Origin of the sequence: Sciscionella sediminilitoris (assembly GCF_000737195.2) — a bacterium.
Lineage (GTDB): Bacteria > Actinomycetota > Actinomycetes > Mycobacteriales > Pseudonocardiaceae > Sciscionella > Sciscionella sediminilitoris.
Map to the genome: position 1 here is coordinate 68,877 of NZ_JALM01000024.1, position 22,588 is coordinate 91,464.

General features: G+C 68.4%; 19 protein-coding genes. 15 read left to right on the top strand and 4 right to left on the bottom strand.

Annotated elements, in window-relative coordinates; genetic code table 11:
* The first annotated feature begins 82 nt into the window (after window positions 1–82).
* Together fbaA and AD72_RS12600 are read left to right on the top strand one after the other, a co-directional pair.
* Window positions 83–1,117 carry a class II fructose-bisphosphate aldolase gene (fbaA, locus tag AD72_RS12595; protein ID WP_031466664.1) on the top strand — a complete coding sequence of 345 codons (1,035 nt, stop codon included), beginning with the start codon at window positions 83–85 and terminating at the stop codon, window positions 1,115–1,117.
* Window positions 1,118–1,237: 120 nt separating this feature from the next.
* Window positions 1,238–1,648 (top strand): DUF3151 domain-containing protein, encoded by a 411-nt coding sequence (locus AD72_RS12600; protein ID WP_031466665.1) that lies wholly within the window; start codon window positions 1,238–1,240, stop codon window positions 1,646–1,648.
* Window positions 1,649–1,793: 145 nt separating this feature from the next.
* Here the strand turns inward: AD72_RS12600 and leuS are convergent, their stop codons facing one another.
* A complete protein-coding gene (gene leuS, locus AD72_RS12605; protein WP_031466666.1) occupies window positions 1,794–4,646 on the bottom strand; it encodes a leucine--tRNA ligase in 2,853 nt (950 codons plus the stop codon).
* A gap of 186 nt (window positions 4,647–4,832) precedes the next feature.
* Between leuS and AD72_RS12610 the strand changes: the two genes are divergently transcribed.
* Window positions 4,833–5,261 (top strand): SdpI family protein, encoded by a 429-nt coding sequence (locus tag AD72_RS12610; RefSeq protein WP_051898544.1) that lies wholly within the window; start codon window positions 4,833–4,835, stop codon window positions 5,259–5,261.
* Here AD72_RS12610 and AD72_RS12615 read toward each other — a convergent pair.
* Together AD72_RS12615 and AD72_RS12620 are read right to left on the bottom strand one after the other, a co-directional pair.
* Window positions 5,258–5,839: a YqgE/AlgH family protein gene (locus AD72_RS12615; RefSeq protein WP_031466668.1), complete on the bottom strand. Its 582-nt coding sequence runs from the start codon at window positions 5,837–5,839 to the stop codon at window positions 5,258–5,260. The genes AD72_RS12610 and AD72_RS12615 overlap by 4 nt on opposite strands.
* Before the next feature lie 260 nt (window positions 5,840–6,099).
* A complete protein-coding gene (locus AD72_RS12620; protein WP_031466669.1) occupies window positions 6,100–7,551 on the bottom strand; it encodes a CCA tRNA nucleotidyltransferase in 1,452 nt (483 codons plus the stop codon).
* A gap of 54 nt (window positions 7,552–7,605) precedes the next feature.
* Between AD72_RS12620 and AD72_RS12625 the strand changes: the two genes are divergently transcribed.
* The 10 genes from AD72_RS12625 (at window position 7,606) to AD72_RS12670 (ending at window position 19,471) form a co-directional block, all read left to right on the top strand.
* The gene (locus AD72_RS12625) at window positions 7,606–8,127 is read left to right on the top strand and encodes an NUDIX hydrolase (protein WP_031466670.1); all 522 of its coding nucleotides are present in this window, start codon (window positions 7,606–7,608) and stop codon (window positions 8,125–8,127) included.
* A 17-nt stretch (window positions 8,128–8,144) separates the two neighbouring features.
* On the top strand, window positions 8,145–10,355 hold the full coding sequence (locus AD72_RS12630) for a DUF6049 family protein (RefSeq protein WP_156365165.1): 2,211 nt from the start codon (window positions 8,145–8,147) through the stop codon (window positions 10,353–10,355).
* Window positions 10,356–10,457: 102 nt separating this feature from the next.
* Window positions 10,458–12,548, top strand: a complete 2,091-nt coding sequence (gene murJ / locus AD72_RS12635) for a murein biosynthesis integral membrane protein MurJ (RefSeq protein ID WP_231644815.1) — start codon at window positions 10,458–10,460, stop codon at window positions 12,546–12,548.
* A 237-nt stretch (window positions 12,549–12,785) separates the two neighbouring features.
* Window positions 12,786–14,333 (top strand): protein kinase family protein, encoded by a 1,548-nt coding sequence (locus tag AD72_RS12640; protein WP_031466673.1) that lies wholly within the window; start codon window positions 12,786–12,788, stop codon window positions 14,331–14,333.
* 28 nt (window positions 14,334–14,361) lie between these two features.
* Window positions 14,362–14,991 carry an RNA polymerase sigma factor SigM gene (gene sigM, locus AD72_RS12645; protein ID WP_037345597.1) on the top strand — a complete coding sequence of 210 codons (630 nt, stop codon included), beginning with the start codon at window positions 14,362–14,364 and terminating at the stop codon, window positions 14,989–14,991.
* Window positions 14,988–15,779 (top strand): hypothetical protein, encoded by a 792-nt coding sequence (locus AD72_RS12650; RefSeq protein ID WP_031466675.1) that lies wholly within the window; start codon window positions 14,988–14,990, stop codon window positions 15,777–15,779. Before sigM ends, AD72_RS12650 begins: the two co-directional genes overlap by 4 nt.
* A 115-nt stretch (window positions 15,780–15,894) precedes the next feature.
* The gene (locus AD72_RS12655; RefSeq protein WP_031466676.1) at window positions 15,895–16,503 is read left to right on the top strand and encodes a lytic polysaccharide monooxygenase auxiliary activity family 9 protein; all 609 of its coding nucleotides are present in this window, start codon (window positions 15,895–15,897) and stop codon (window positions 16,501–16,503) included.
* Window positions 16,504–16,639: 136 nt separating this feature from the next.
* The gene (gene trxB / locus AD72_RS12660; RefSeq protein ID WP_051898547.1) at window positions 16,640–17,665 is read left to right on the top strand and encodes a thioredoxin-disulfide reductase; all 1,026 of its coding nucleotides are present in this window, start codon (window positions 16,640–16,642) and stop codon (window positions 17,663–17,665) included.
* 38 nt (window positions 17,666–17,703) lie between these two features.
* Window positions 17,704–18,030: a thioredoxin gene (gene trxA, locus AD72_RS12665; protein WP_031466678.1), complete on the top strand. Its 327-nt coding sequence runs from the start codon at window positions 17,704–17,706 to the stop codon at window positions 18,028–18,030.
* A gap of 295 nt (window positions 18,031–18,325) precedes the next feature.
* Window positions 18,326–19,471, top strand: a complete 1,146-nt coding sequence (locus tag AD72_RS12670) for an N-acetylmuramoyl-L-alanine amidase (protein WP_031466679.1) — start codon at window positions 18,326–18,328, stop codon at window positions 19,469–19,471.
* Window positions 19,472–19,491: 20 nt separating this feature from the next.
* Here AD72_RS12670 and AD72_RS12675 read toward each other — a convergent pair whose 3' ends face one another.
* Complete coding sequence (locus AD72_RS12675) at window positions 19,492–20,136, bottom strand: GNAT family N-acetyltransferase (protein WP_031466680.1); 645 nt, start codon at window positions 20,134–20,136, stop codon at window positions 19,492–19,494.
* Between the two features lie 143 nt (window positions 20,137–20,279).
* Between AD72_RS12675 and AD72_RS12680 the strand changes: the two genes are divergently transcribed.
* Both AD72_RS12680 and AD72_RS12685 read left to right on the top strand, forming a co-directional pair.
* Window positions 20,280–21,599, top strand: a complete 1,320-nt coding sequence (locus tag AD72_RS12680) for an aminotransferase-like domain-containing protein (protein WP_031466681.1) — start codon at window positions 20,280–20,282, stop codon at window positions 21,597–21,599.
* 15 nt (window positions 21,600–21,614) lie between these two features.
* The gene (locus AD72_RS12685) at window positions 21,615–22,559 is read left to right on the top strand and encodes a D-alanine--D-alanine ligase family protein (protein WP_031466682.1); all 945 of its coding nucleotides are present in this window, start codon (window positions 21,615–21,617) and stop codon (window positions 22,557–22,559) included.
* Window positions 22,560–22,588 lie beyond the last annotated feature (29 nt).

Here is a 22,588-nt window from a genome sequence, read left to right on the forward strand (position 1 = left end):
CGATGCGCTGGGCCTCCGGGTACGATCTGGCCAAAAGACCCATTCTGAAGACACTGTCGGCCGCCCGAGGAGGACGTTCGAGATGCCCATCGCAAGCCCCGAGGTCTACGCGGAGATGCTGGATACGGCGAAGCGCGGTCAGTTCGCCTTCCCGGCCATCAATGTCACATCCTCGGAGACACTGAACGCAGCGCTGCGCGGGTTCGCCGACGCCGAAAGCGATGGGATCATCCAGGTCTCCACGGGCGGCTCGGAATTCGCGTCCGGGACCAAGGTCAAGGACATGGTCGTCGGCTCCAGTGCGCTCGCCGAGTTCGCGCACGTGGTCGCCAAGCAGTACCCGGTGAACATCGCGCTGCACACCGACCACTGCCCCAAGGACAAGCTGGACGGCTTCGTCCGCCCGCTGATCGCGCTGTCCGCCGAGCGGGTGCGCGCCGGGCAGAACCCGCTCTTCCAGTCGCACATGTGGGACGGTTCGGCGATCGACCTGGACGAGAACCTGGAGCTCGCCAAGGGCCTGCTCGCCGACTCGGCCGCCGCGAACATCGTGCTCGAGGTGGAGATCGGTGTCGTCGGCGGTGAAGAGGACGGCGTCGCGAACGAGATCAACGAGAAGCTGTACACCGCCGAGGGCGACTTCGTGAAGACGATCGACGCGCTCGGTTCCGGAGAGAACGGCCGCTACCTGCTCGCCGCGACCTTCGGCAACGTGCACGGGGTCTACAAGCCGGGCAACGTGAAGCTGCGCCCCGATGTGCTCAAGCGCGGCCAGCAGGTCGCCTCGGAGAAGCTCGGGCTCGCCGCCGATTCGAAGCCCTTCGACCTGGTGTTCCACGGTGGTTCCGGCTCGCTGCCCGAGGAGATCACCGAGGCCGTCTCCTACGGCGTGGTGAAGATGAACATCGACACCGACACCCAGTACGCGTTCACCCGCCCGATCGCCGGGCACATGTTCGGCAACTACGACGGGGTGCTCAAGATCGACGGTGAGGTCGGCAACAAGAAGGCCTACGACCCGCGCAGCTACCTCAAGGTCGCCGAGCAGGCCATGGCCGACCGGGTCGCGCTCGCCTGCTCGAACCTCGAGTCGGCGGGCCGCACGATCGCCAAGTAGGCGCGTACACCGATGATGTCGAAGCGGTTCGTCGGCGCGGTCGTCGTCGTGCTGCTCCTGCTCGGGGTGTGCAGCGGGCTGCTGGCTCTGCTGTGAGCCGGTTGGGGCAGGATTGCCGGTATGACACACGGCAACCTGCTCGGACCGGACCCGACCCTGCTCCCCGCGCGAGAGGAGCCGACGGCGCGCCTTGCCGGCGGTGAGGACCCTGCCGCCGTGGTGGCCGCGTACCCGGATTTCAGCGCGGCCTGGGCACAGCTCGCCGAGGGCGCGCTCGAACGCGGTGAGGTGGTCGCCGCGTACGCCTATGCGCGTACCGGTTACCACCGCGGACTCGACCAGTTGCGCGGCTCCGGGTGGAAGGGCTTCGGCCCCGTGCCCTGGTCGCACGAACCGAACCGCGGATTCCTGCGCGCGGTCGGTGCCCTCGCCAGGGCCGCGCAGCGGATCGATGAGGTCCACGAATACGACCGCTGCCGCGAACTGCTCGCCGACTGCGACCCCGAAGCGCTCATCGAACTCGACCTGTGAAAGCTGCACCATACAGCTAACCCACAAGTCCCTGAGCTGGTAGAACAACCCCTCGTGAGTGGAAATGTTGGTTAGAACCAACACAACCACCCACGAGGGGTTTAGTCTATTTTGTCCGGATCAACCGCTGATCGGGTGAAGGTGTCTACGGGACGACGTTCACCAGGCGCCCCGGGACCACGATGACCTTGCGTGGTTCACCGTCCAGGCACGCCGCGATCTTCTCGTCGGCCAGTGCTGCCGCGCGCACTTCGTCCTCGCCCGCCTCGCTGGGCACGATGATCCGGGAGCGGACCTTGCCGCGCACCTGCACGGGGTACTCCACGGTCTCGTCGACCAGGTAGGCGGGATCGGCCGCGGGGAACGGGCCGTGTGCGAGCGAGCCGTCCTTGCCGAGGATCGACCACAGTTCCTCGGCGATGTGCGGGCACACCGGCGCGAGCATGAGCACGAGCGGTTCCACGAGCTCACGTGGGGTGGACTCGGTCTTCGCGTACACCTTGGTGATGTGGTTGTTGAGCTCGATGAGCTTGGCGCCCGCGGTGTTGAACCGCATGTTCGCGTAGTCCTCGTGCACCCCGGCGATCGCGCGGTGCAGTGCCTTACGGTCTTCCTCGGTGGCCGGTTCCTCGCTGACCCGGTGCTTGCCGCTCTGCTCGTCGACGACGTTGCGCCACAACCGCTGCAGGAACCGGTGCGCGCCGACGACATCCTTGGTCGCCCACGGCCGGGAGGCTTCGAGCGGGCCCATGGACATCTCGTAGAAGCGGAAGGTGTCCGCGCCGTAGTCGGCGCACATCTCGTCCGGGGTGACGACGTTCTTCAGGCTCTTGCCCATCTTGCCGTACTCGCGCCGGACTTCCGCGCCGTTGTGGAAGAACTTGCCCTCGGACTCGGTGACCTCGTCCGCGGGCACGTACTGACCACGGCTGTCGGTGTAGGCATAGGCCTGGATGTAGCCCTGGTTGAACAGCCTGCGATACGGCTCGTGCGCGGAGACGTGCCCGAGGTCGTAGAGCACCTTCTGCCAGAAGCGGGCGTAGAGCAGGTGCAGCACCGCGTGCTCCATCCCGCCGATGTAGAGGTCCACCCCGCCGGGATCGTTCGCGCCGTGCTCGTTCACGCGCGGGCCGAGCCAGTACCGCTCGTTGACCGGGTCGCAGAACGCCTCGGAGTTCACCGGGTCCGCGTAGCGCAGGTGATACCAGCAGGAGCCCGCCCAGTTGGGCATCACGTTGGTGTCCCTGCGGTACTGCTTGGGCCCGTCCCCGAGATCGAGGGTGACGTACATCCAGTCCGTGGCACGGGAAAGCGGCGGCGAGGGCTCGGAGTCCGCGTCCTCCGGGTCGAAGGTGCGCGGCGCGTACTCCTCCACCTCGGGCAGCTCGACCGGCAGCTGGTCCTCGGGCAGCGCGACCGGCAGATCGTTCTCGTCGTAGACGATCGGGAACGGCTCGCCCCAGTACCGCTGCCGGGCGAACAGCCAGTCGCGCAGCTTGTACTGCACGGTTCCGTTGCCGTGCCCGTTCGCCTCCAGCCAGGCGATGATCTCGGCGATCGCCTCGTCCTTCGGCTTGCCGTCGAGGTCGATGCCCAGCTCGGGATTGGCCGAGTTGATCATCGGGCCTTCCCCGGTGTACGCCTCGCCTTCGAAGTCCTCGGGCGGGGCGATGGTGCGCATGATCTCCAGCCCGAAGGCGGTGGCGAAGTCCCAGTCGCGCTGATCCTCGCCGGGCACGCCCATCACCGCTCCGGTGCCGTAGCCGGTGAGCACGTAGTCGGCGACGAACACCGGAAGCTGCCGCCCGTTGACCGGGTTGCGCGCATAGGAACCGGTGAACACCCCGGTCTTGTCCTTGTTCTCCTGGCGGTCCAGGTCGGACTTGCGCGCGGTCGCGGCACGGTACTCGGCGACGGCGGTACGCGGATCGGCGGCGCCACCGGTCCACGCGCTCGCGGTGCCCTCCGGCCAGGCATCCGTGACCAGTTCGTCGACCAGCTCGTGCTCGGGGGCGAGCACCAGGTAGGTGGTGCCGAAAATGGTGTCCGGCCGGGTGGTGAACACCTCGACCGTCCGATCCCCGGCGGCGAACCGGACATGGGAACCGTGCGAGCGCCCGATCCAGTTCCGCTGCATCGTCTTGACCTGGTCGGACCAGTCGAGCAGTGCCAGATCGTCGATGAGCCGATCGGCGTAGGCGGTGATCCGCATCGTCCACTGCCGCAGGTTCTTGCGGAACACCGGGAAGTTGCCGCGCTCGCTACGCCCGTCCGCGGTGACCTCTTCGTTGGCCACCACGGTGCCCAGGCCCGGGGCCCAGTTCACCGGGGCGTCGGAGATGTAGACCAGCCGGTAGGAGTTCAGCAGGGCACGCCGTTCGGTGGCGGAGAGCTCGGACCAGGCGCGCCCGTCCTCGGCGAGCCGCTCGCCGCGCTCGAACTGCTCGATCAGCTCACCGATCGGTCGGGCCTTGTCCTGCTCGGTGTCGTAGTAGGAGTTGAAGATCTGCAGGAAGATCCACTGGGTCCAGCGGTAGTACTCCGGATCGGTGGTGGCGAAGGAGCGCCGCGGATCGTGGCCGAGGCCCAGCTGACGCAGCTGGCGGCGCATCGTGGTGATGTTGTTCTCAGTGGTCGTGCGCGGATGCTGCCCGGTCTGCGCCGCGTACTGCTCCGCGGGCAGGCCGAAGGCGTCGTAGCCGAGCGTGTGCAGCACATTGCGCCCGGTCATCCGGTGGTAGCGGGCGAACACATCGGTGCCGATGTAGCCGAGCGGGTGCCCGACATGCAGCCCGGCCCCGGACGGGTAGGGGAACATGTCCTGCACGAAAAGCTTGTCCTCGGGAACCGGCGCACCCGTGGCGAGGGAGCCCTCCGGGTTCGGCGCGTGGAAGGTCCCCTCGCTCTCCCAGGTGTCCTGCCAGCGCGTCTCGATCTCACCGGCAAGGCTCGCGGTGTACCGGTAGGCGGGTGCTTCCTCGGTACGGTCCTCGCTCATCACAAATCCCTTCGGCGCCTTCTCACAAGAAATCCCCTCCGTCCACGAGCGGACGTGAGGGGATGGCCGCATCGGCGGTCGCTGTTCGCCGATGCGGCTAGCTAAGCAGCAACCGCATGGTGCTCATATCACTCGAGGCTACCCCACGTGCGGAAAGCCGGAAATCCGGCCAACTATCCTCGTGGGGTGACCGTTCCGATCTGGCTGCGCGTTTTCGCTCTCGTGCTCGGGCTTCTGCTCGCGAGTCCCCTCGTCGTCTCCGGGATCGCCGGGCTGCGCGGCTCGCTGCGCCGCGGCGGGGTGCGTACCGCGGAGGCCCAGCGCAGCGAGCAGGCGTTCCGCCTGGCCAACCGGGTCGCCGGGATGCCATGGCTGATCGGCGGGGCGATCGCGGCGGTCGGCGGAATCCTCGGCCTGGTGCTGCCGGGTGTGGGCGCCGTGCTGACCGTGCTGATCATCGCCGTGGTCGGGGCGCTGGTGATCGCGGCGGCGGGCGGACTGCTCGGGCACCGGGCGGCCGCGGCGGTCCCGGTTCCCGTGGCCACCTCGAGCCCGTGCGCGGAATGTCTGTGCGGCGGTGGCGCCGGCGGCTGCTCGGTGCTCAGCGGCAACTAGTTCCGCGCCGTGTCCACCGGATGGGTGGCCAGCAGCGCGGTCGGCATGCCCTGGCGGCGGAGCACGCGTCCCCACAGGTCCGCGTTCGCCGGGGTCATCACATCGTGCGGCAGCGCGGGGAACACCATCCAGTCCTCGCGCTCGATCTCGCGGTCGAGCTGGCCGGAGTCCCATCCCGCGTAGCCGACGAACACCCGCATGCCGCGGGTTCGCGGGGCGATCGAGTCCGGATCGGTGTCCAGGTCCACGAGCGCGACCGGGCCACGCACCCCGATGACCCCGCTCACCTCCTCGGGATCCTCACCGGTGCGCAGCGCGGCGAGGCAGATCGCGGTCTTCTGCTCGACCGGTCCGCCGACGAACACCGCCTGCGGGCGGCTGACGTGGGGTCCCCAGCTGGGCAGCACATCGTGCACGGCGATCTCACTCGGCCGGTTGAGCACGACGCCGAGGGTGCCCGAATCCCGGTGATCGATGACGTAGACGACGGTGCGCCGGAAGTTGTCCTCGGTCAGTGTCGGTGCCGCGACGAGCAGGGTGCCGGGCTCCACCGTGGGTTCGACATGCACGCCGTCCATGATCGCATTATCGACTGACAGACCCGGGATCCGGAAACGGGTTGATCAGGGGCAGGCACGTCCGGTCGCCTCTCGGCGGCGTGGCGCGACGTGGTTCCAGCCGGACGGTATTCCACGAAGGCTCTTCTCTAGTGGGCCCGGGGGACACGGTGACGTGCCTGCCGCGGGGTACAACGAGCACGGGCCCGCCGGTGTTCCCGTTGTGCGCGGAAATGTTGGTTCTCACCAACACAACCGCGCACGAGCATCGTTTGACCTGGTCAGGACGGTGGATTCAGGCCTTGCTCGCGGGCCCAGTCGAGCAGGGCGGCGACCGCGTCCTCGTATTCGAGCGGCCCGGATTCCAGGCGGAGCTCCTTGAGGTGTTTCCACGCCTTGCCCACCATCGGCCCCGCGGGGATGCCGAGCAGCCGCATGATCTCGTTGCCGTCCAGATCGGGGCGGACCTTCGCGAGGTCTTCTTCCTCGCCGATGCGCGCGATCCGGGCCTCGAGGTCGTCGTAGGTGCGCTGCAGCGCGAGCGCGCGGCGGCGGTTGCGGGTGGTGCAGTCGGCGCGCACGAGCTTGTGCAGGCGCGGCAACAGGTGTCCCGCGTCGGTGACGTAGCGGCGCACGGCGGAGTCGGTCCACTCCCCGGTTCCGTAGCCGTGGAACCGCAGGTGCAGGAACACCAGCTGGCTCACATCGGAGACGATCTCCTTCGAGTACCGCAGGGCGCGCAGCCGGGTGCGGGCCATCTTGGCGCCGACGACCTCGTGATGGTGGAAGCTGACCCCGCCACCGGACTCGAAGCGGCGGGTCTTGGGCTTGCCGATGTCGTGCAGCAGCGCGGCCAGGCGCAGCGTCAGATCGGGCTCGCTGTCCTCCTCTTCGAGGTCGATGGCCTGTTCGAGCACGGTCAGCGAATGCTGGTAGACGTCCTTGTGCTGGTGGTGCTCGTCGATGGCCAGCCGCATCGCGGGCACCTCGGGCAGCACGTATTCGGCGAGCCCGGTGTGCACGAGCAGCTCGATGGCCGCGCGCGGGGCGGCCCCGCAGAGCAGTTTCGAGATCTCCACCTGCACGCGCTCGGCGGTGATCCGGGTGATCTGCTCGGCCATCTCGGTCATCGCGGTGACCACGCGGGCCGCCGGGGCCAGGCGCAGCTGGGAGACGAACCGGGCGGCCCGCAGCATGCGCAGCGGGTCGTCGGAGAAGGACTGCTCCGGTGTGGCCGGGGTGTCCAGTTCACCGGCGAGCAGCTGGGTCATACCACCGAGCGGGTCGACGAATTTCTTTGTCGATAAATCGACCGCCATTGCGTTGACGGTGAAATCGCGCCGGACGAGGTCCTCTTCGAGCGAATCGCCGAAGGTGACCTCGGGATTGCGGCTGACCTTGTCGTAGCTGTCCGCGCGGAAGGTGGTCACCTCACAGGTCTTGCCCTCCTTGCTCGCACCGACCGTGCCGAACGCGATCCCGGTGTCCCACACGGCGTCCCCCCAGCCGGAGAGCAGCCGTTTGATCTCCTCGGGGCGGGCGTTCGTGGTGAAGTCGAGGTCCGTCCCGAGCCGGCCGAGCAGGGCGTCGCGCACACTGCCGCCGACCAGGTACAGATCGAAACCGGCCTCGTGGAACCGCGCGGCGAGCGAGTCGGCTACCCCGGAGATCCGGGTCAGCTCGGCTACCGCGTTCTGCTGCGCGCGCTGCGACGTTGATCGTGGTCCTGACACGGCGAAATAGCTTATCGCAACGCGATGTGGCGATCTGCGATTACCATCGAAGCTATGTCCGCCTCGCCGTCTCGCCGCAGCCGATCACGTGGCGGACGCCGGGCGAAGCGTAAAGGCGGCTCCGGACGACTGCGCACGGTGGACGAAACCTCGGCCGGTGGACTCGTCGTCGACCACGCGCGCGAGCAGGCCGTGGTGATCGGCAGGCTCGACCGCAAGGGACGCCTGCTGTGGTCCCTGCCGAAGGGGCACATCGAGGAAGGCGAGAGCCGGGAACAGACCGCCATCCGCGAGGTCGAGGAGGAGACCGGGGTCAGCGCCAGGGTGCTCGGCCCGCTCGGCAGCATCGACTACTGGTTCATCGCGGACGGGCGGCGGATCCACAAGACGGTGCACCATTTCCTGCTCGAATGGTGCTCCGGAGAACTCTCCGATGAGGACGTCGAGGTCACCGAGGTCGCATGGGTGCCCATCGTGGAGCTGCTCGGGCGGCTCGCCTACCCTGACGAGCGCCATCTGGTCCGGCAGGCCGCCGAGGAGCTCGGTGTCGACATCGAGCGCCTCGACAGTGAGTGAGACAGGTAAGAGGTTGCGTGACCTCTAGATTCGACAGGTCACCCGCGCGCAGCGCACGTGCGGTACCGGCGTTCGTGTGCGCGCTCGTGGTCATGCTGTGCTCCGTGCTCGTCCCCGGCTCCGCGCATGCCGAGGACGGTGGCGGACGTCTCTATCTCGCGGTGGACAGCATGCAGCCGCGCGTGGTCACCGGCACCTCGGGCAAGCTCGTCGTCTCCGGGAGCGTGACCAACACCGGGGACCGCAAGGTCAGCGATATCGCGCTGCGGCTCCAGGTCGCCGATCCGGTGCGCAGCGAGCACCAGCTGATGACCGCGATGGCCAAGCCCCCGGTCACCGCGCTGTACAAATCCGGTTTCCATCAACTGCGTCGCCAGCTCGAACCGGGCCAGTCCACTCGTTTCCGGGTTTCGGTCGATCTGCACACCAGCAGCCTGAAACTGCCGACCGCCGGGATCTATCCGCTCACCGTCAACGTCAACGGGCGCCCGGACTACGGCGGGGACGCGCGGCTGGCCTCACTGAACACACTGCTTCCGGTGAGTTCCCCGCCGGGGCAGCTCAGCTTCAAGAGCGCCCCCAACCCCGGCAAGAGCTCCGGGTTCACCATGCTGTGGCCGTTCGCCGGGACACCGAGCCAGCTGGGCAGGACACCGAGCGGGAAACCGATCATGGCCGATGACTCGCTCGCCGTCGCCCTGCGCCAGGGTGGCCGGTTGTCCGCGCTGCTGGACGGGGCGCGGCGGATCCTGGTGGATCAGAGCCTGCGGCAGAGCACCTGTTTCGCGGTCGATCCGGAACTGGTCCAGGCGGTCGCCGGGATGCGCGGCGGGTATCAGGTGCGCACCAGCGATGGCACGGTCGCCGGAACCGGGGCGCAGGCCGCGCGCCAATGGCTTGCCGGGCTCGCCGAGGTCACCAAGGGCCGCTGCGTGGTCCCGCTCCCCTATGCCCAGGCCGATCTGGTGGCGCTGGCCAGGGCGGGCGCGGTCGATCTGGAACAGCAGGCGCTCGGCGTGAGCATCCTGCACGAGTATCTGCCAGGGGCCCAGCTGCACGACGAGATCGCGGTGCCCGATGCCGGGATGCTCGATGCGCGCACCATGTCCGACCTCACCGGGATGGACAAGAAGACCGCGGTCGTGTCCCCGGCCAATATCGGCAAGGGCACGGGCACCGACATCCAGGCGGTGAGCGGGCTCGAATCCGGCGGTAAGGACCGTCCGAAGGCGATCACCACCGATGCGCTGCTCACCAGGGCACTGCGCGGGCAGGCGATCAAGGCCGAGGACGGCGCGCTCACCCCGGCCAGTACCCCTGCGGTGGCCAGCGAGAACGGGATCGCCGCGCTGGTCTACCGGGATCAGTTCGACCCGGATCCGCCCAAGCGCATGCTCGTGGTCCCCCCGGCGCGATGGAACACCAGCGCCGAGGATGTGAAGGCCTGGCTGGACATGGTCGACGAGGTGCTCTCCGACGGGACGGCCAATCCGGTCCCGCCGAGCACCCTGTTCAGCGCCGAATCGAACCAGCCGCCGAGCTCGCTGCACTATCCGCCGAGCGCGGCCGCCGCCGAGACACCGCGCTCGGTCACCGCGAAGGTCACCGAGGACAACACCGAGATACGGGATCTGCGCGGCGCGCTGAGCAAGGACTCGGCCGGGAGCACCGCGCCCGAGGAGGCGATCACCGGACTGCAGCAGGGCCTGCTCCGTGCCACATCCGGTGCCTGGCGGGGCAATGACGATGCCGCGCGCACCGCGGCGCGGGAGGGAACCAACCGGCTGCGCGCGTTCACCGAACGGGTCCGGGTGAGCTCCTCGGGACTGCCGCTGTCGCTCGCGTCCAAGGACAGTCAGATTCCGGTCGCGGTGTCCAATGAGCTTCCGGTCAACGTGACGGTGCGGATCTACCTCGAATCCCCCGGTCTGCGCGATGATCAGCGATACACGGAAAAACGGATCCCCGCGCACAACTCGCGCACCGTGCTCATTCCGGTCAAGGTGCAGCGTTCCGGGCGGTTCAACGTGGACATCAAGCTGACCACGCCGGGGCAGACCCCGCTCGGTAAACCCACTCGGGTGGATGTGTCTTCGAGCGCGTTCGGCATGGTGACCGTGGCGATCACCATCACGGCCTTCGTAGCGTTGATACTTCTTGCCGGGCGTCGGATCTACCGGAGGATCCGGGCCGCCCGGACATCGGCGACAGCGAGCGGGAGTAAGTAGCAGGCGGTGCACCCCAACGACCCGAACCATCCGCGGCGAAGGCAACCTCCCCCGAGGCAGGGCGGTGGGCCACCGCGTCAGCAGCCCCCGCGCGAGCAGCCCGTGCGCCAGCCGCCGAGGGAACAGCCCCCGCGCGAGCAACAGCGGCCCCGCGAGCAAGCGCCCCGGGAACAGCAGCGTCCGCGCGAACAGCAGCAGCCGCGCCGCCGTCCGCAGCAGGGGCAGCAACCACCTCAGCAACCACGCCAGCAACCCACCGGCGGGCAACCGGCTCAGCAGGCCCGCAGGCAGCCAACGCGCCAGCAGCGCAGGCCACAGCAGCCCTCAGGCCGGAACTACGGCTCCTCGACCGTGCTCGGCCCGCCGTCGATGGACGAAACCCAGATCGTCCCGACGCGCACCGCCGACCAGTGGGCGCGCCAGCCGACCAGGAAGGTCGAGGCTCCGGACCCGCCGTCCGGTCCGATTCCCGGCGCGCCACTGGAGCAACAGCCGGGTGCACCGCGCACCGCGAACGAGCGCAGGGCGGCCGCCCGCAGGGAAGCCGCACTCGCCGCCGCCGCGAGCGCGACCAAACGCCGGGCCGAGCGCCGCGGCGGGATGCTCCAGGCGGCGGGGACATCGATCGCCAAGGCCGGCGGTTCGATGGCGATCGCCACCCTGGTCAGCAGGCTCACCGGGTTCCTGCAGAAGGTGCTACTGGCCGCAGCACTCGGGATCGGCGCGCTCAACGACGGGTTCAACGCGGCGAACAACCTGCCGAACATGCTGCTCGAATTCGTGCTCGGCGGCGTGCTCACCTCGGTCGCGGTCCCGGTCATGGTGCGGGCGCGCAAGGAGGACCCGGACGGCGGGGAGGCCTATACCCAGCGGCTGCTGACCATGTCGATCGCGGTGCTCGGCGCCGCGACGATCGTCTGCGTGATCGCGGCCCCGCTGCTGATCAAGCTGACCGTGAGCAGCGGGCCGAGCTCGGATGTCGCCAGGGTGCTGGCCTACCTGCTGCTCCCGGAGATCTTCTTCTACGGCCTCTCCGCGCTGTTCAACGCGATCCTGAACGCCCGGGACGTGTTCGGCCCGACCGCGTGGTCCTCGGTGGCGAACAACATCGTGGCGATAGCGACGCTGGCCATCTACATGGCGATGCCCGGCAAACCGAGCCTGGACCCGGCGAGCATCTCGGATCCGAAGCTGCTCGTGCTCGGTGTCGGCACCACGCTCGGGATCGTCGTCCAGGCGTTCGTGGTGGTGCCCTCACTGCGCCGGTCCAAGTTCCGGTTCCGCTGGCGCTGGGGGCTCGATTCGAGGCTGTCCGAGTTCGGCAAGCTCGCCCTGTGGTCGATCGCCTACGTCGGGATCAGCCAGGTCGCGGTGATCGTGCTGAGCAGGGTCTCGACCACGGGCTCTCCCGGTGGGCTGACCATCTACAACCTGTCCTGGCTGCTCGTGCAGCTGCCGTACGCGGTGATCGGCTTCTCCCTGCTGACCGCGATCCTGCCGCGGATGTCGCGCGCGGCCGCGGACGGGGACACGATGGGCGTGCTCGGCGACCTGTCCTTCGCGACCAGGATGACCACGGTCATGCTCGGGCCCATCTCGGCCGTGATGACCGTGCTCGGCCCGCAGGTCGGGCTCGCCATGTTCTCGCTCGGGCAGTCCGACCCCAGTCAGGCCGCCCGGCTCGGTCTCGCGCTGACCACCTCGGCGTTCTGCCTGCTGCCGTACACGATCACGATGGTGCAGATGCGGGTGTTCTACGCGATGAAGGACTCCCGCACCCCCACGCTGATCATGGCGATCATGGTGCTGGTGAAGATCCCGCTGTTCCTGCTGTGCCTGCTGCTGGACAGCGACCACCTCATCTACGGGGTCACCTTCGTGAACGCCTTCGGGTTCGTGATCGGTGCCGTGGTCGGCCAGGTCTGGCTGCGCCGCAGGCTCGGGGACCTCGACTCGAAACCGGTCCTGATCACCATGGGCAAGACCCTGTTCGCCACCATCTGGGGCGCCGCCGCCGCACTGCTGATCGTGAAGCTCTTCCACAACTTCGGCAGCGCGCTGTCCGTGGCCTGGCCCACCCTGATCATCGGCGCGATCGTCGGGCTCGCCGTCACCCTCGGCGGAATGTGGGTACTCCGCGTAGCCGAGCTCACCCCGGCCATCAACCGAATCGTCCGCCTCGTCAAACGCTGACCTGGGCAAACGGGTGCTCGTGAGTGGTTGTGTTGGTTCTAACCAACACAACCACTCACAAGCCTTTCGGTCACGGTCAGCGACACGCGGTCGCACGAGTACGCACACCTGCGAAGTCGCGTACCCTAGGATCGAACGTCTCGCAGGAGGAGGCAGTCGACCGGTAGTGGGCGCCGGCGAGTGGGAGTGTGCGCATTGACCAGGCCAACTGAATCTTCGTCGCCCGGTGGACGTGGGATGTCCCCGAACCAAGGGCAGCTCTCGCCTGGCGGCGTGATCGGCGACGGCCGCTATCGGTTACTCGCCCAGTTCGGCGCCGACGAACAGGCGGGGGCGTTGTTCTGGCGCGCCCGGGACAATCAGCTCGGCCGGGATGTCGCGCTCTCGGTGCTGCTCGGCAACCCGGCGGACCGGAACGCCGCCAGTCAGGCGCGCCGGACCCTGGACCGCGCCATGCATTCGGCGACCTTCTCGCATCCGACCGTGTCCCGCGTGATCGATGTACTCAGCCTCGGCAACGGGATCTCCCCGAGCGAGGGCGTGCTCGGCATGGTGGTCGCCGACTGGTCGCCGGGCACCGATCTGGTGGACCTCGTCGCGGACGGGGCGGTCCGCCCGAACACCGCTGCCGCCCTGCTCGAACCGCTGACCAGCGCCGTCGAACAGGCGCACCAGACCGGGATCGTGCTCGGTGTCGGCCATCCGCAGCGGGTGCGGGTCACCAGGGACGGTGCGCTGCGCCTGGCCTTCCCGGGCGCCCAGCCCGATGCGACCCTGCGCGATGACGTGCGCGGCCTCGGTGCGCTGCTGTACCTGCTGCTGACCGGGCGCTGGCCGTTGCCGGAAGGACCGAGGGCACTGCCCGCCGCGCCGACCGCGCCGGACGGCAGCGTGGTCGCGCCGAAGACACTGCAGCCCACGGTGCCCTCCGAGCTGTCCAACCTCGCGGTGCGCTGCCTCGCGGACAATCGCAACACGGTCAGCGGCATCCGCACCTCGGCCGCGATCCTCGCGGTACTCGAACGGGTCGCCGATGACGATGCGGCGAGTCACGAGACCGGGCAGATCCCGGTCACCCAGGTCGTGGAACCCGAGGACGGCTCGGACGACACGGTGTGGACCACGCGCAAACCGCAGCGCGATCCGGTTCGCCGCAAACGTTTGGCAATCGCCATCGGCATCCTCGCGATCGCCACCGTGGCCATCCTGATCTGGCTGGTCACCGGGGTGATCGGGTTCTTCTCGGACGGTGGCAGCGCGCCGAGCGGGCCCCGGCTGACCGCGAGCGCACCAGCACCACCCAAACAGCAGGCCCCGCCGCCGGCCGCGCCCTCGAGCCAGGCGCCGGGCCCGGTGAAGCCCACGGATGTGCAGATCTTCAACGTCGCCGATGACCCGGACAGTCCGGGCACGGTGGCGCGGGTCAACGATGGCGACCCGGGTACCGAGTGGAAGACCTACACGTACAAGCAGAACTTCCCCTCGCTCAAACCGGGCGTGGGCATCATCGCGAAGTTCGACAAGCCGGTCACGCTGTCCCAGGTCAACATCGACTCGCCGAGCGAAGGCACGAGCGTGCAGATCCGCACGGCCGATTCCCAGGACCCCTCCCTCGGCGACACCAAGATCGTCGGTGGCGGTGACCTGGCCAATGGACAGAGCCAGCTCAAGCTGAACGACTACCCGCCGACGCAGTACCTGATCGTGTGGGTCAACAAGCTCGCCAGCAACGATGGGCAGTACGCATCGAAGATCAGCGAGATCAGCTTCCTCTCCGGGAAATAGTGTCGCGGGTGCTCGCTATTCTGTCCGGGTGACCACGGCCGCCCCAACCGACGCCGAGCTGCTCTCCGCGCATGTCGACGGCGACCCGCACGCGTTCAACGAGCTCGTCCGCAGGCACCGGGACCGGATGTGGGCGGTGGCCATGCGGACCATGCGGGACCCGGAGGAGGCCGCGGACGCGCTGCAGGACGCGTGCATCTCGGCGTTCCGCGGTGCCGATCGCTTCCGCGGACAGTCCCAGGTCACGACCTGGCTGCACCGCATCGTGGTGAACGCCTGCCTGGACCGGATCCGGCGCCGTCAGGCCCGGCCGACCGTTCCGCTCCCCGAGCACGACGCCGGTGAACCCTCGACCGGGACCGATGACATGGCCCAGCGCGAGACCACCCTCGAGGTCCGCGCGGCGCTCGCCGAACTGCCCGAGGACCAGCGACTGCCGATCGTGCTGGTCGACGTCGAGGGGTACTCGGTCGCCGAAGCGGCCGAACGGCTCGGCCTGGCGCAGGGCACCATCAAGAGCCGCTGCGCGCGTGGCAGGGTCAAGCTGGCAAAACTTCTCGGTCACTTACGGAACCCGGACGACCCCGCGAACGTCACAGGTCCGAACAGTTCGACGGGCGTGGTGGGGGCACCGCGGCGTGGAGAGGGGCCACGATGACAGACACAGTGGGGCGCGGCGGCCATGATGGCGGCGCGTGGTCTGTCGACCTGCTCTCCGACCTGCACGCGGGCGCGCTCGACGAGGGGACAGCCGCCGAACTGTGGCCGAAGGTCAACGCGGATCCGCAGGCGCGCGCGATACTCGAGGCGCTCGAATCGACTCGCGGCTCGCTGTCCGCGTTCGCCGAGGCGCCACCCGCCGAGCCGATGCCGGAAAACGTGGCCGCCCGGCTGGATGCGGTCATCGGCCAGGAACTCGCCCAGCGCGCAGGCCCTGCGGAAACCGGCCAGGGCAAGGTGGTCGATCTCGCCGAGGCGCGCCGGAAGCGGAACAAACGGGTCGGCTGGATCTCCGGGGTGGTCGCCGCGGCCGCGGCGGTCGCGGCCATCGCCGCGGTCGGGGTCACGAACCTCGGCGGGAACACCGAAGAAGGCAAACCGGTGGCCGAGGGGCCGGCGAAGCCGGGTGTGCTGCATCTGGACCGAGGTGAACTCGGTAAACGGGGTCTCTCGGCGGCCCTCGGCGCGCGCGACTACGGCCCGCTGGAGAAGCCGGAGCGGCTCGCGGGCTGCCTCGCGGCCAACAACGCCGGTTCCCCCAGCTCGGTCGCCGGGATCAAGCAGCTCGAGCTGGACGGCAAGCCTGGCGTGCTGATCCTGCTTACCACCGGGAAGAGCGCACAGTTCCGGATGCTCGTGGTCAGCCCGGAATGCGGGGCGGGCAAGCCGGAGACCATGAGCAATAGCCTCATCGGGTCGAGTGTGCCCGTCCCACCCACACGCTGAGTAGCGCGAACTCGACAGCTTTCTTTCATACCAACGGATCTGCTGATCTTGAGCTACCGCGCGTAAACCTGTCCTTTCGCATGACGGCAATGCTGTGAGGACAAGGAGCGCAACGGTGCGAAACAATCGCTCGAAGACAGTCGCCGGAATCATCGCCGTGGGCGTGGCCCCGCTGGCCCTCGTGTTCGCCTCATCGGGAAGCGCGCTGGCACATGGATATACCCAGGACCCGCCAAGCAGGTCGTACCAGTGCAAACTCGGCAAGGTGCAGAACTGCGGGCCGATCCAGTGGGAACCGCAGAGCGTGGAGGGCCCCAAGGGGTTCCCGAAGGCCGGTCCGGACGACGGGAAACTGTGCGCGGCCAACCATGCGGACTACAGCCAGCTCGATGATCCGCGCGGTGGCAAGTGGCCGGCTACCGACCTGCCCAGCGGACAAAAGACCAAGTTCACCTGGACCCTGACCGCGGCGCACGCCACCACCGACTTCCGGTACTTCATCACCAAGGACGGCTGGGATCCCACCAAGCCACTGACCAGAGCGGCGCTGGACCCGCAGCCCTTCGCCAGCGTCGACTACGGCGGTAAGCAGCCGCCGAAGACCGTCGATCACGACGTCCAGCTGCCCGCGGGCAAGACCGGGCGACACCTCATCTACGCGGTCTGGGACATCGCGGACACCGGGAACGCCTTCTACTCCTGCGCCGATGTAAACCTCTCCTGACCTGCTGAAACATCCCTTGTGAGCGGTTGTGTTGGTTAGAACCAACACAACCGCTCACGACGTTTCACGGCGCGACGGGGCGCACACACCGGCATGGAACATCCACCGCATACGATCGCGTTGACACCGGTACGTGATGAGCTCGACCGGGGTGATCCGAGAGCGACTGGAGGGTGAAGTGGCAGGGCAGCACGAGGTACGCGATCTGATCATCGTCGGATCCGGGCCCGCGGGATACACGGCCGCGGTGTACGCGGCGCGCGCGCAGCTCGAACCGCTGGTGTTCGAGGGCACCCAGTTCGGCGGCGAGCTGATGAACACGACCGAGGTGGAGAACTACCCGGGGTTCCGGGACGGAATCATGGGCCCGGACCTGATGGAACAGTTTCGTGCCCAGGCCGAACGGTTCGGCGCCGAACTGCTCGCCCGCGACGTGGAGTCGGTCGAGCTCGAGGGGCCGATCAAGTACGTCACCGTCGGTGGTGAGCGCTACGCCGCGCGCGCGGTGATCCTGGCGACCGGCGCGGAACCGCGGTACCTGCACGTCCCCGGGGAGCAGAAGCTGCTCGGCCACGGGGTCTCCGCCTGCGCCACCTGCGATGGCTTCTTCTTCCGCGACCAGGACATCGCCGTGGTCGGCGGCGGGGACTCGGCCATGGAGGAGGCGACCTTCCTGACCAGGTTCGCTCGCTCGGTCACGATCATCCACCGCCGCGAGGAGTTCCGCGCCTCGAAGATCATGCTCGAGCGCGCGCGGGCGAACGAGAAGATCCGCTGGCAGCTCAACTCGGAAGTGACCGAGGTGCGCGGCGAATCGAGTGTTTCCGGTGTGACCTTGCGCGACACGGTCACCGGTGAGGAATCAAACCTGGACGTCACGGGGTTGTTCATGGCGATCGGCCACGATCCGCGCTCGGCCGTGGTGCGCGGGCAGGTCGACACCGATGAGGACGGCTACGTGCGCGTGCAGTCCCCCACCACCTACACCAATGTGGCCGGGGTGTTCGCGTGTGGTGACCTCGTCGACCACACCTACCGCCAGGCGGTCACCGCCGCGGGTTCGGGTTGCTCGGCCGCGATCGACGCGGAGCGCTGGCTGGCCGAGAACGCGGAGCCGGAGGCCGCCGTGCTGGCGGGCTCGACCGGACCAAGCGCGGGCTGACCCGCTCGCGCATCGAGAAGAACGGGTAAGGAGCAAACATGGCTGGAAACACCGTCGAGGTCACCGACCAGTCCTTCAAGAGCGATGTGCTCGACAGCGACAAGCCGGTGCTCGTGGACTTCTGGGCGACCTGGTGCGGCCCGTGCAAGATGGTCGCGCCGGTGCTCGAGGAGATCGCCGACGAGAACTCGGACAAGCTCACGATCGCCAAGCTCGACATCGACTCGAACCCCGAGGTCGTGCGCGATTACCAGATCATGTCCGTGCCGACGCTGATGGTCTTCAAGGGCGGCGAGCCGGTGAAGCAGATCGTGGGCGCGAAGCCGAAGGCGGCGCTGCTCTCGGATCTGTCCGAGTACATCTGATCACTCGATAACGTTTCGGCGTGGTTTTCGCCACGCGGACAACAAGGCCCGGCGCTCCCGCGTGTTGTTACCGTCCCAGTCACGGTGCGCACGAGCCGAGTGCCGGGCCTTTTCGGGGTTCCTCACGTGCGCCGACGCACGGGGTCACCCTTGCGTCACCGGCGCGGGGCCACAAGGCACAATAAGTGGATATCGGGGTCAAGCATGGGTGAAGCCGGCCGTGTATCCCCCGGTAGAGCGAGATGACGACCGCGCCGCGTGCGATGCATCGGTGCCTGAGCGAAGCGAGGAGTGCATGCCGCAACTTCACCGCGGTGACGCTGGCCCCGCCGTTTCCGAAGTGCGGTCGATCCTTGTCAAACTCGGCCTGCTCACCGAGTCGCACAACGGCTCACACGAGGTGTTCGACGCCGCCTGTGAGCACGCCGTGCGCGAACTGCAGCAACGCAAAGGCCTGATCACCGACGGCGTGGTCGGCCCCGCGACCTACCGCGCGATGCTCGACGCGACGTACACGCTCGGCGCGCGCCCGCTCGCTTACACCGTCTCGGCCCCGATGAGTGGGGACGATGTGCTCGCGCTTCAGGAGCGGCTGCTCGAGCTCGGGTACGACGCGGGCCGCCCGGACGGGGTGTTCGAGGGGCAGACCGAGCACGCCCTGCGGGATTTCCAGCGCGATATGAAGCTCACCGTGGACGGCATCTGCGGCGCGGTGACCGTGCGCACCCTGCGCCAGCTCGCCCCCAAGGTGCGCGGCGGGAGCCCGGTGCTGCTGCGTGAGCAGGAGCGGATGCGTACCGCCGGTCCGCGGCTGCGCGGCAAACGGATCATCATCGACCCCGGGCACGGCGGGCCGGACCGGGGCGTCGTCGCCGAGGATGTGTGCGAGGCCGACATCGTGTTCGACCTCGCGCGCCGGCTCGAGGGCCGGATGCAGGCGACCGGGATGGACGCGCTGCTGACCAGGGGACCAGAGCACTGCCCGACCGAGCCGGAGCGGGCCAGGTTCGCCAACGAGACCGGGGCGGACCTGTTCCTGTCCCTGCACGTCGACGGGCACCGTTCACCGCACGCGCGTGGGGTCGCTTGTTTCCACTTCGGCGCGGGCAATGGGCGCACCGGATCCACCATCGGGGAAGCGCTGGCCGGGTTCATCCAGCGCGAGGTCACCGCGCGTACCGGGCTGCTGGACTGCCGTTCGCACGGGCGCGGCTGGGATTCGCTGCGGCTCACCCGCTGTCCCGCGGTGCGCGTCGAGGCCGGGTACCTCACCAATGCCAGTGACCGGGCGAACCTGCGCGATCCCGCGTTCCTGGACCGGATCGCCGAGGGCATGCTCATCGCGGTCAAGCGGCTCTACCTGCTCGGTGAGGGCGACCAGCCGACGGGCACGTTCACCTTCGCCGACATTCTCCGGCACGAACTCGCCAAGGCCGAGTAACCACCTGGCTGTCGCCCGGGTCAGCGCTCCGAACGGAAGGGCTGACCGAGTGCGGGCGCGCCCTGCTGGATGGTCACCGTGGACAGCAGGCGCTCGAGTGCCGCTTCGACGTCTTCCTTCCAGGAGATCGCGCTGCGCAGTTCGAGCCGCAGCCGCGGCCACTTGTGGTGCGGGCGCACCGTCTTGAAACCGACCGAGAGCAGGAAGTCGGCGGGGATCACACAGGTCGCCCCTTCCACCGGGTCGGCGTCCCCGAAGGCCTCGATCGCCTTCACTCCGCGCTTGGTGAGGTCCTTGGCGACCGCCTGCACGAGCATCCGGCCCACTCCGCCGTCCCCGAAGTCGGAGAGCACGCGCAGCGCGGTGAGCAGTACGGCGTCGGCACTGACCGGGGCGGTCGGGAAGGCGGCGGCCCTCGGCACGATGTTCGGCGGGCCGTAGAGCGCGTATCCCGCGGGGACCTCGTCCACGTAGGCGATCCGTCCGCAGGAGCCCCAGTCGAGCAGCACGCTCGAGATCCAGGCTTCCTTCTCGAACTCGACATCGCCGTACTGCTCGGCCTCCTCGCGCAGGTGCGGGGCCAGTTCCCAGAACACGCACCTTCTGCACTGTTTGGGGAGCCCGTCGAGATTGTCGAGCGTGACGCCAACCACGCGGCGAGTCAACAGACCTCCCTTTAGCTGCACGAATGAGGTGATACGAGCTTAGCCGGGTGTGCTCGCGGCGCCGTTCCCCCAGGCACGACGGTTACACTCGGCCGGTACCACTGTATGCCCGCCAATCTCGAAGCGCGACCTTGGAGCGCCGGATGACCGAACAGCGGCCGGCAAGACCGGACTCGAGCCAGCACGATCTCGACCCCCACCTGCGCCGGTACGCCGCGCGCACCTCGGGGATGACCGCATCGGAGATCCGAGCTCTGTTCGCCGTCGCCAGCCGTCCCGAGGTGGTCTCGCTGGCCGGTGGCATGCCCAATCTCGCCGCGCTCCCCCTCGACTCGTTGTCCACCGAGATCGGGGACCTGATCGCGAACGAGGGGCTCACCGCGCTGCAGTACGGCTCGGCCCAGGGCGTGGTAGCCCTGCGCGAGCAGATCTGCGAGGTGATGGGGCTCGAGGGGATCTCGGCGCACCCGGACGATGTCGTGGTGACCGTCGGTTCGCAGATGGCCCTCGACATGGTGACCCGGTTGTTCTGCGATCCCGGCGATGTCGTGCTCGCCGAAGGGCCGTCCTATGTGGGCGCGCTCGGTTCCTTCGCCGCCTATCAGGCCCAGGTCGTGCACGTGGCCATGGACGACGACGGCCTGCAGCCCGAGGCTCTGCGCGCGGCGATCGAGTCCTGCCGCAAGTCCGGGCAGCGGATCAAATTCCTGTACACGATCCCGAATTTCCACAATCCGGCCGGGGTGACGCTGAGCATCGAGCGACGTGCCGAGATCGTGGAGATCTGCCGCAGCGCGGGAATCCTGATCATCGAGGACAACCCGTACGGCATGCTCGGCTTCGACGGCCAGGTGTACCCGGCGCTGCGCACCCTCGATCCGGAGAACGTGATCTATCTCGGCTCGTTCTCGAAGACGTTCGCCGCCGGGCTGCGCGTCGGCTGGGCGCTGGCCCCGCACGCGGTGCGCGAAAAGCTGGTGCTCGCCGCGGAATCGGCGACCCTGTGCCCGCCGACCTTCAATCAGCTCGTGGTTTCCCGGTACCTGGCAACGCACGACTGGCAGGGCAACATCAAGCAGTTCCGCCGGAACTACGCCGAGCGCAGGGACGCGATGCTGCATGCGCTAGAGCAGTATCTGCCGCAGGGGTGCACCTGGACCCGCCCCGAGGGCGGGTTCTTCGTCTGGCTCACCGTCCCCGAAGGTGTGGACACGAAGGCGATGCTTCCCCGTGCGGTCACCGCGCGGGTCGCCTACGCTTCGGGAACCGGTTTCTACGCGGACGATTTCGGGAGCAGGCAGATGCGGCTCTCGTACTGCTATCCGACCCCGGATCGGATCACCGAAGGGGTGCGTAGGCTCGCCGGGGTGCTCGAGTCGGAGCTCGAGCTCTACGAAACCTTCGGGCCGACGGCGCGGCGCGAGATCAGCGGGCCGCAGTCGCCTTCGCCCGACACCGCATAAGGAGTCTTCCCTCAATTGTCCGATCACGTGGTCGCCGTGCTCTCCGGCGGCCTATCCCATGAACGCGAGGTATCCCTGCGCTCCGGGCGGCGGCTCTCGGCCGCACTGCGTTCGGTCGGCATCACCACCATGGAATGGGACGCCGACTCCGCGCTGATCGGCCGGCTGGCCAGTGAACGCCCCGATGCCGTCGCGATCGCGCTGCACGGCGGCCAGGGCGAGAACGGGTCCATCCAGACCATCCTCGAGATGCACGATGTCCCGTTCGTCGGCAGTGACTCGCACGCGTGCCGGCGCGCCTGGGACAAGCCCACCGCGAAGTCCGAGCTGCACCGCGCGGGCATCCGAACCCCGGACTGGGTCGTCCTGCCGCACAGCACCTTCCGCGAGCTCGGCGCGCAGGCGGTACTCGACGCCATGGTCGCGAAACTCGGACTGCCGCTGATCCTCAAGCCCGAGCAGGGCGGTTCCGCGCTCGGGGTCCAGGTCGTGCACGAGGCAGGCGAACTGCCCGCGGCCATGGTCGGCTGCTTCGCCTACGGCGACACCGTGCTCGCCGAGCAGTACATCACCGGAACCGAGGTCGCCGTCACCGTGCTCGACACCGGCGAGGGCCCCGTAGCCCTGCCACCCGTCGAGATCGCGCCACAGGGACCGCTCTACGACTACACCGCCCGGTACACCGCGGGGCTGACCACCTTCCACGCCCCCGCCCGGCTCACCGAGACCGACGCGGACGCCGTGGTCGAACTCGCCATCTCCGCGCACAAACAGCTCGACCTGCGCGACGTCTCCCGCACGGATGCCATCGTCACCGCCAAGGGCGAGGTCTACTTCCTCGAGGTCAACGTATCCCCAGGGCTCACCGAGACATCCCTGCTGCCCATGGCGGTCCAAGCGGCGGGCCGATCCCTCGGTGACGTGTTCGCCGCCCTCATCGAACAATCCCTGACCCGCTGACCTGGTCAAACGGGTGCTTGTGCGTGGTT

Bases quoted from the DNA above. Each gene is read 5' to 3' on its own strand.
- fbaA (WP_031466664.1), top strand. From the start codon at position 83: ATGCCCATCGCAAGCCCCGAGGTCTACGCGGAGATGCTGGATACGGCG.
- AD72_RS12600 (WP_031466665.1), top strand. From the start codon at position 1,238: ATGACACACGGCAACCTGCTCGGACCGGACCCGACCCTGCTCCCCGCG.
- leuS (WP_031466666.1), bottom strand. From the start codon at position 4,646: ATGAGCGAGGACCGTACCGAGGAAGCACCCGCCTACCGGTACACCGCG.
- AD72_RS12615 (WP_031466668.1), bottom strand. From the start codon at position 5,839: ATGGACGGCGTGCATGTCGAACCCACGGTGGAGCCCGGCACCCTGCTC.
- AD72_RS12625 (WP_031466670.1), top strand. From the start codon at position 7,606: ATGTCCGCCTCGCCGTCTCGCCGCAGCCGATCACGTGGCGGACGCCGG.
- AD72_RS12640 (WP_031466673.1), top strand. From the start codon at position 12,786: ATGTCCCCGAACCAAGGGCAGCTCTCGCCTGGCGGCGTGATCGGCGAC.
- AD72_RS12650 (WP_031466675.1), top strand. From the start codon at position 14,988: ATGACAGACACAGTGGGGCGCGGCGGCCATGATGGCGGCGCGTGGTCT.
- trxB (WP_051898547.1), top strand. From the start codon at position 16,640: ATGAGCTCGACCGGGGTGATCCGAGAGCGACTGGAGGGTGAAGTGGCA.
- trxA (WP_031466678.1), top strand. From the start codon at position 17,704: ATGGCTGGAAACACCGTCGAGGTCACCGACCAGTCCTTCAAGAGCGAT.
- AD72_RS12670 (WP_031466679.1), top strand. From the start codon at position 18,326: ATGCCGCAACTTCACCGCGGTGACGCTGGCCCCGCCGTTTCCGAAGTG.
- AD72_RS12680 (WP_031466681.1), top strand. From the start codon at position 20,280: ATGACCGAACAGCGGCCGGCAAGACCGGACTCGAGCCAGCACGATCTC.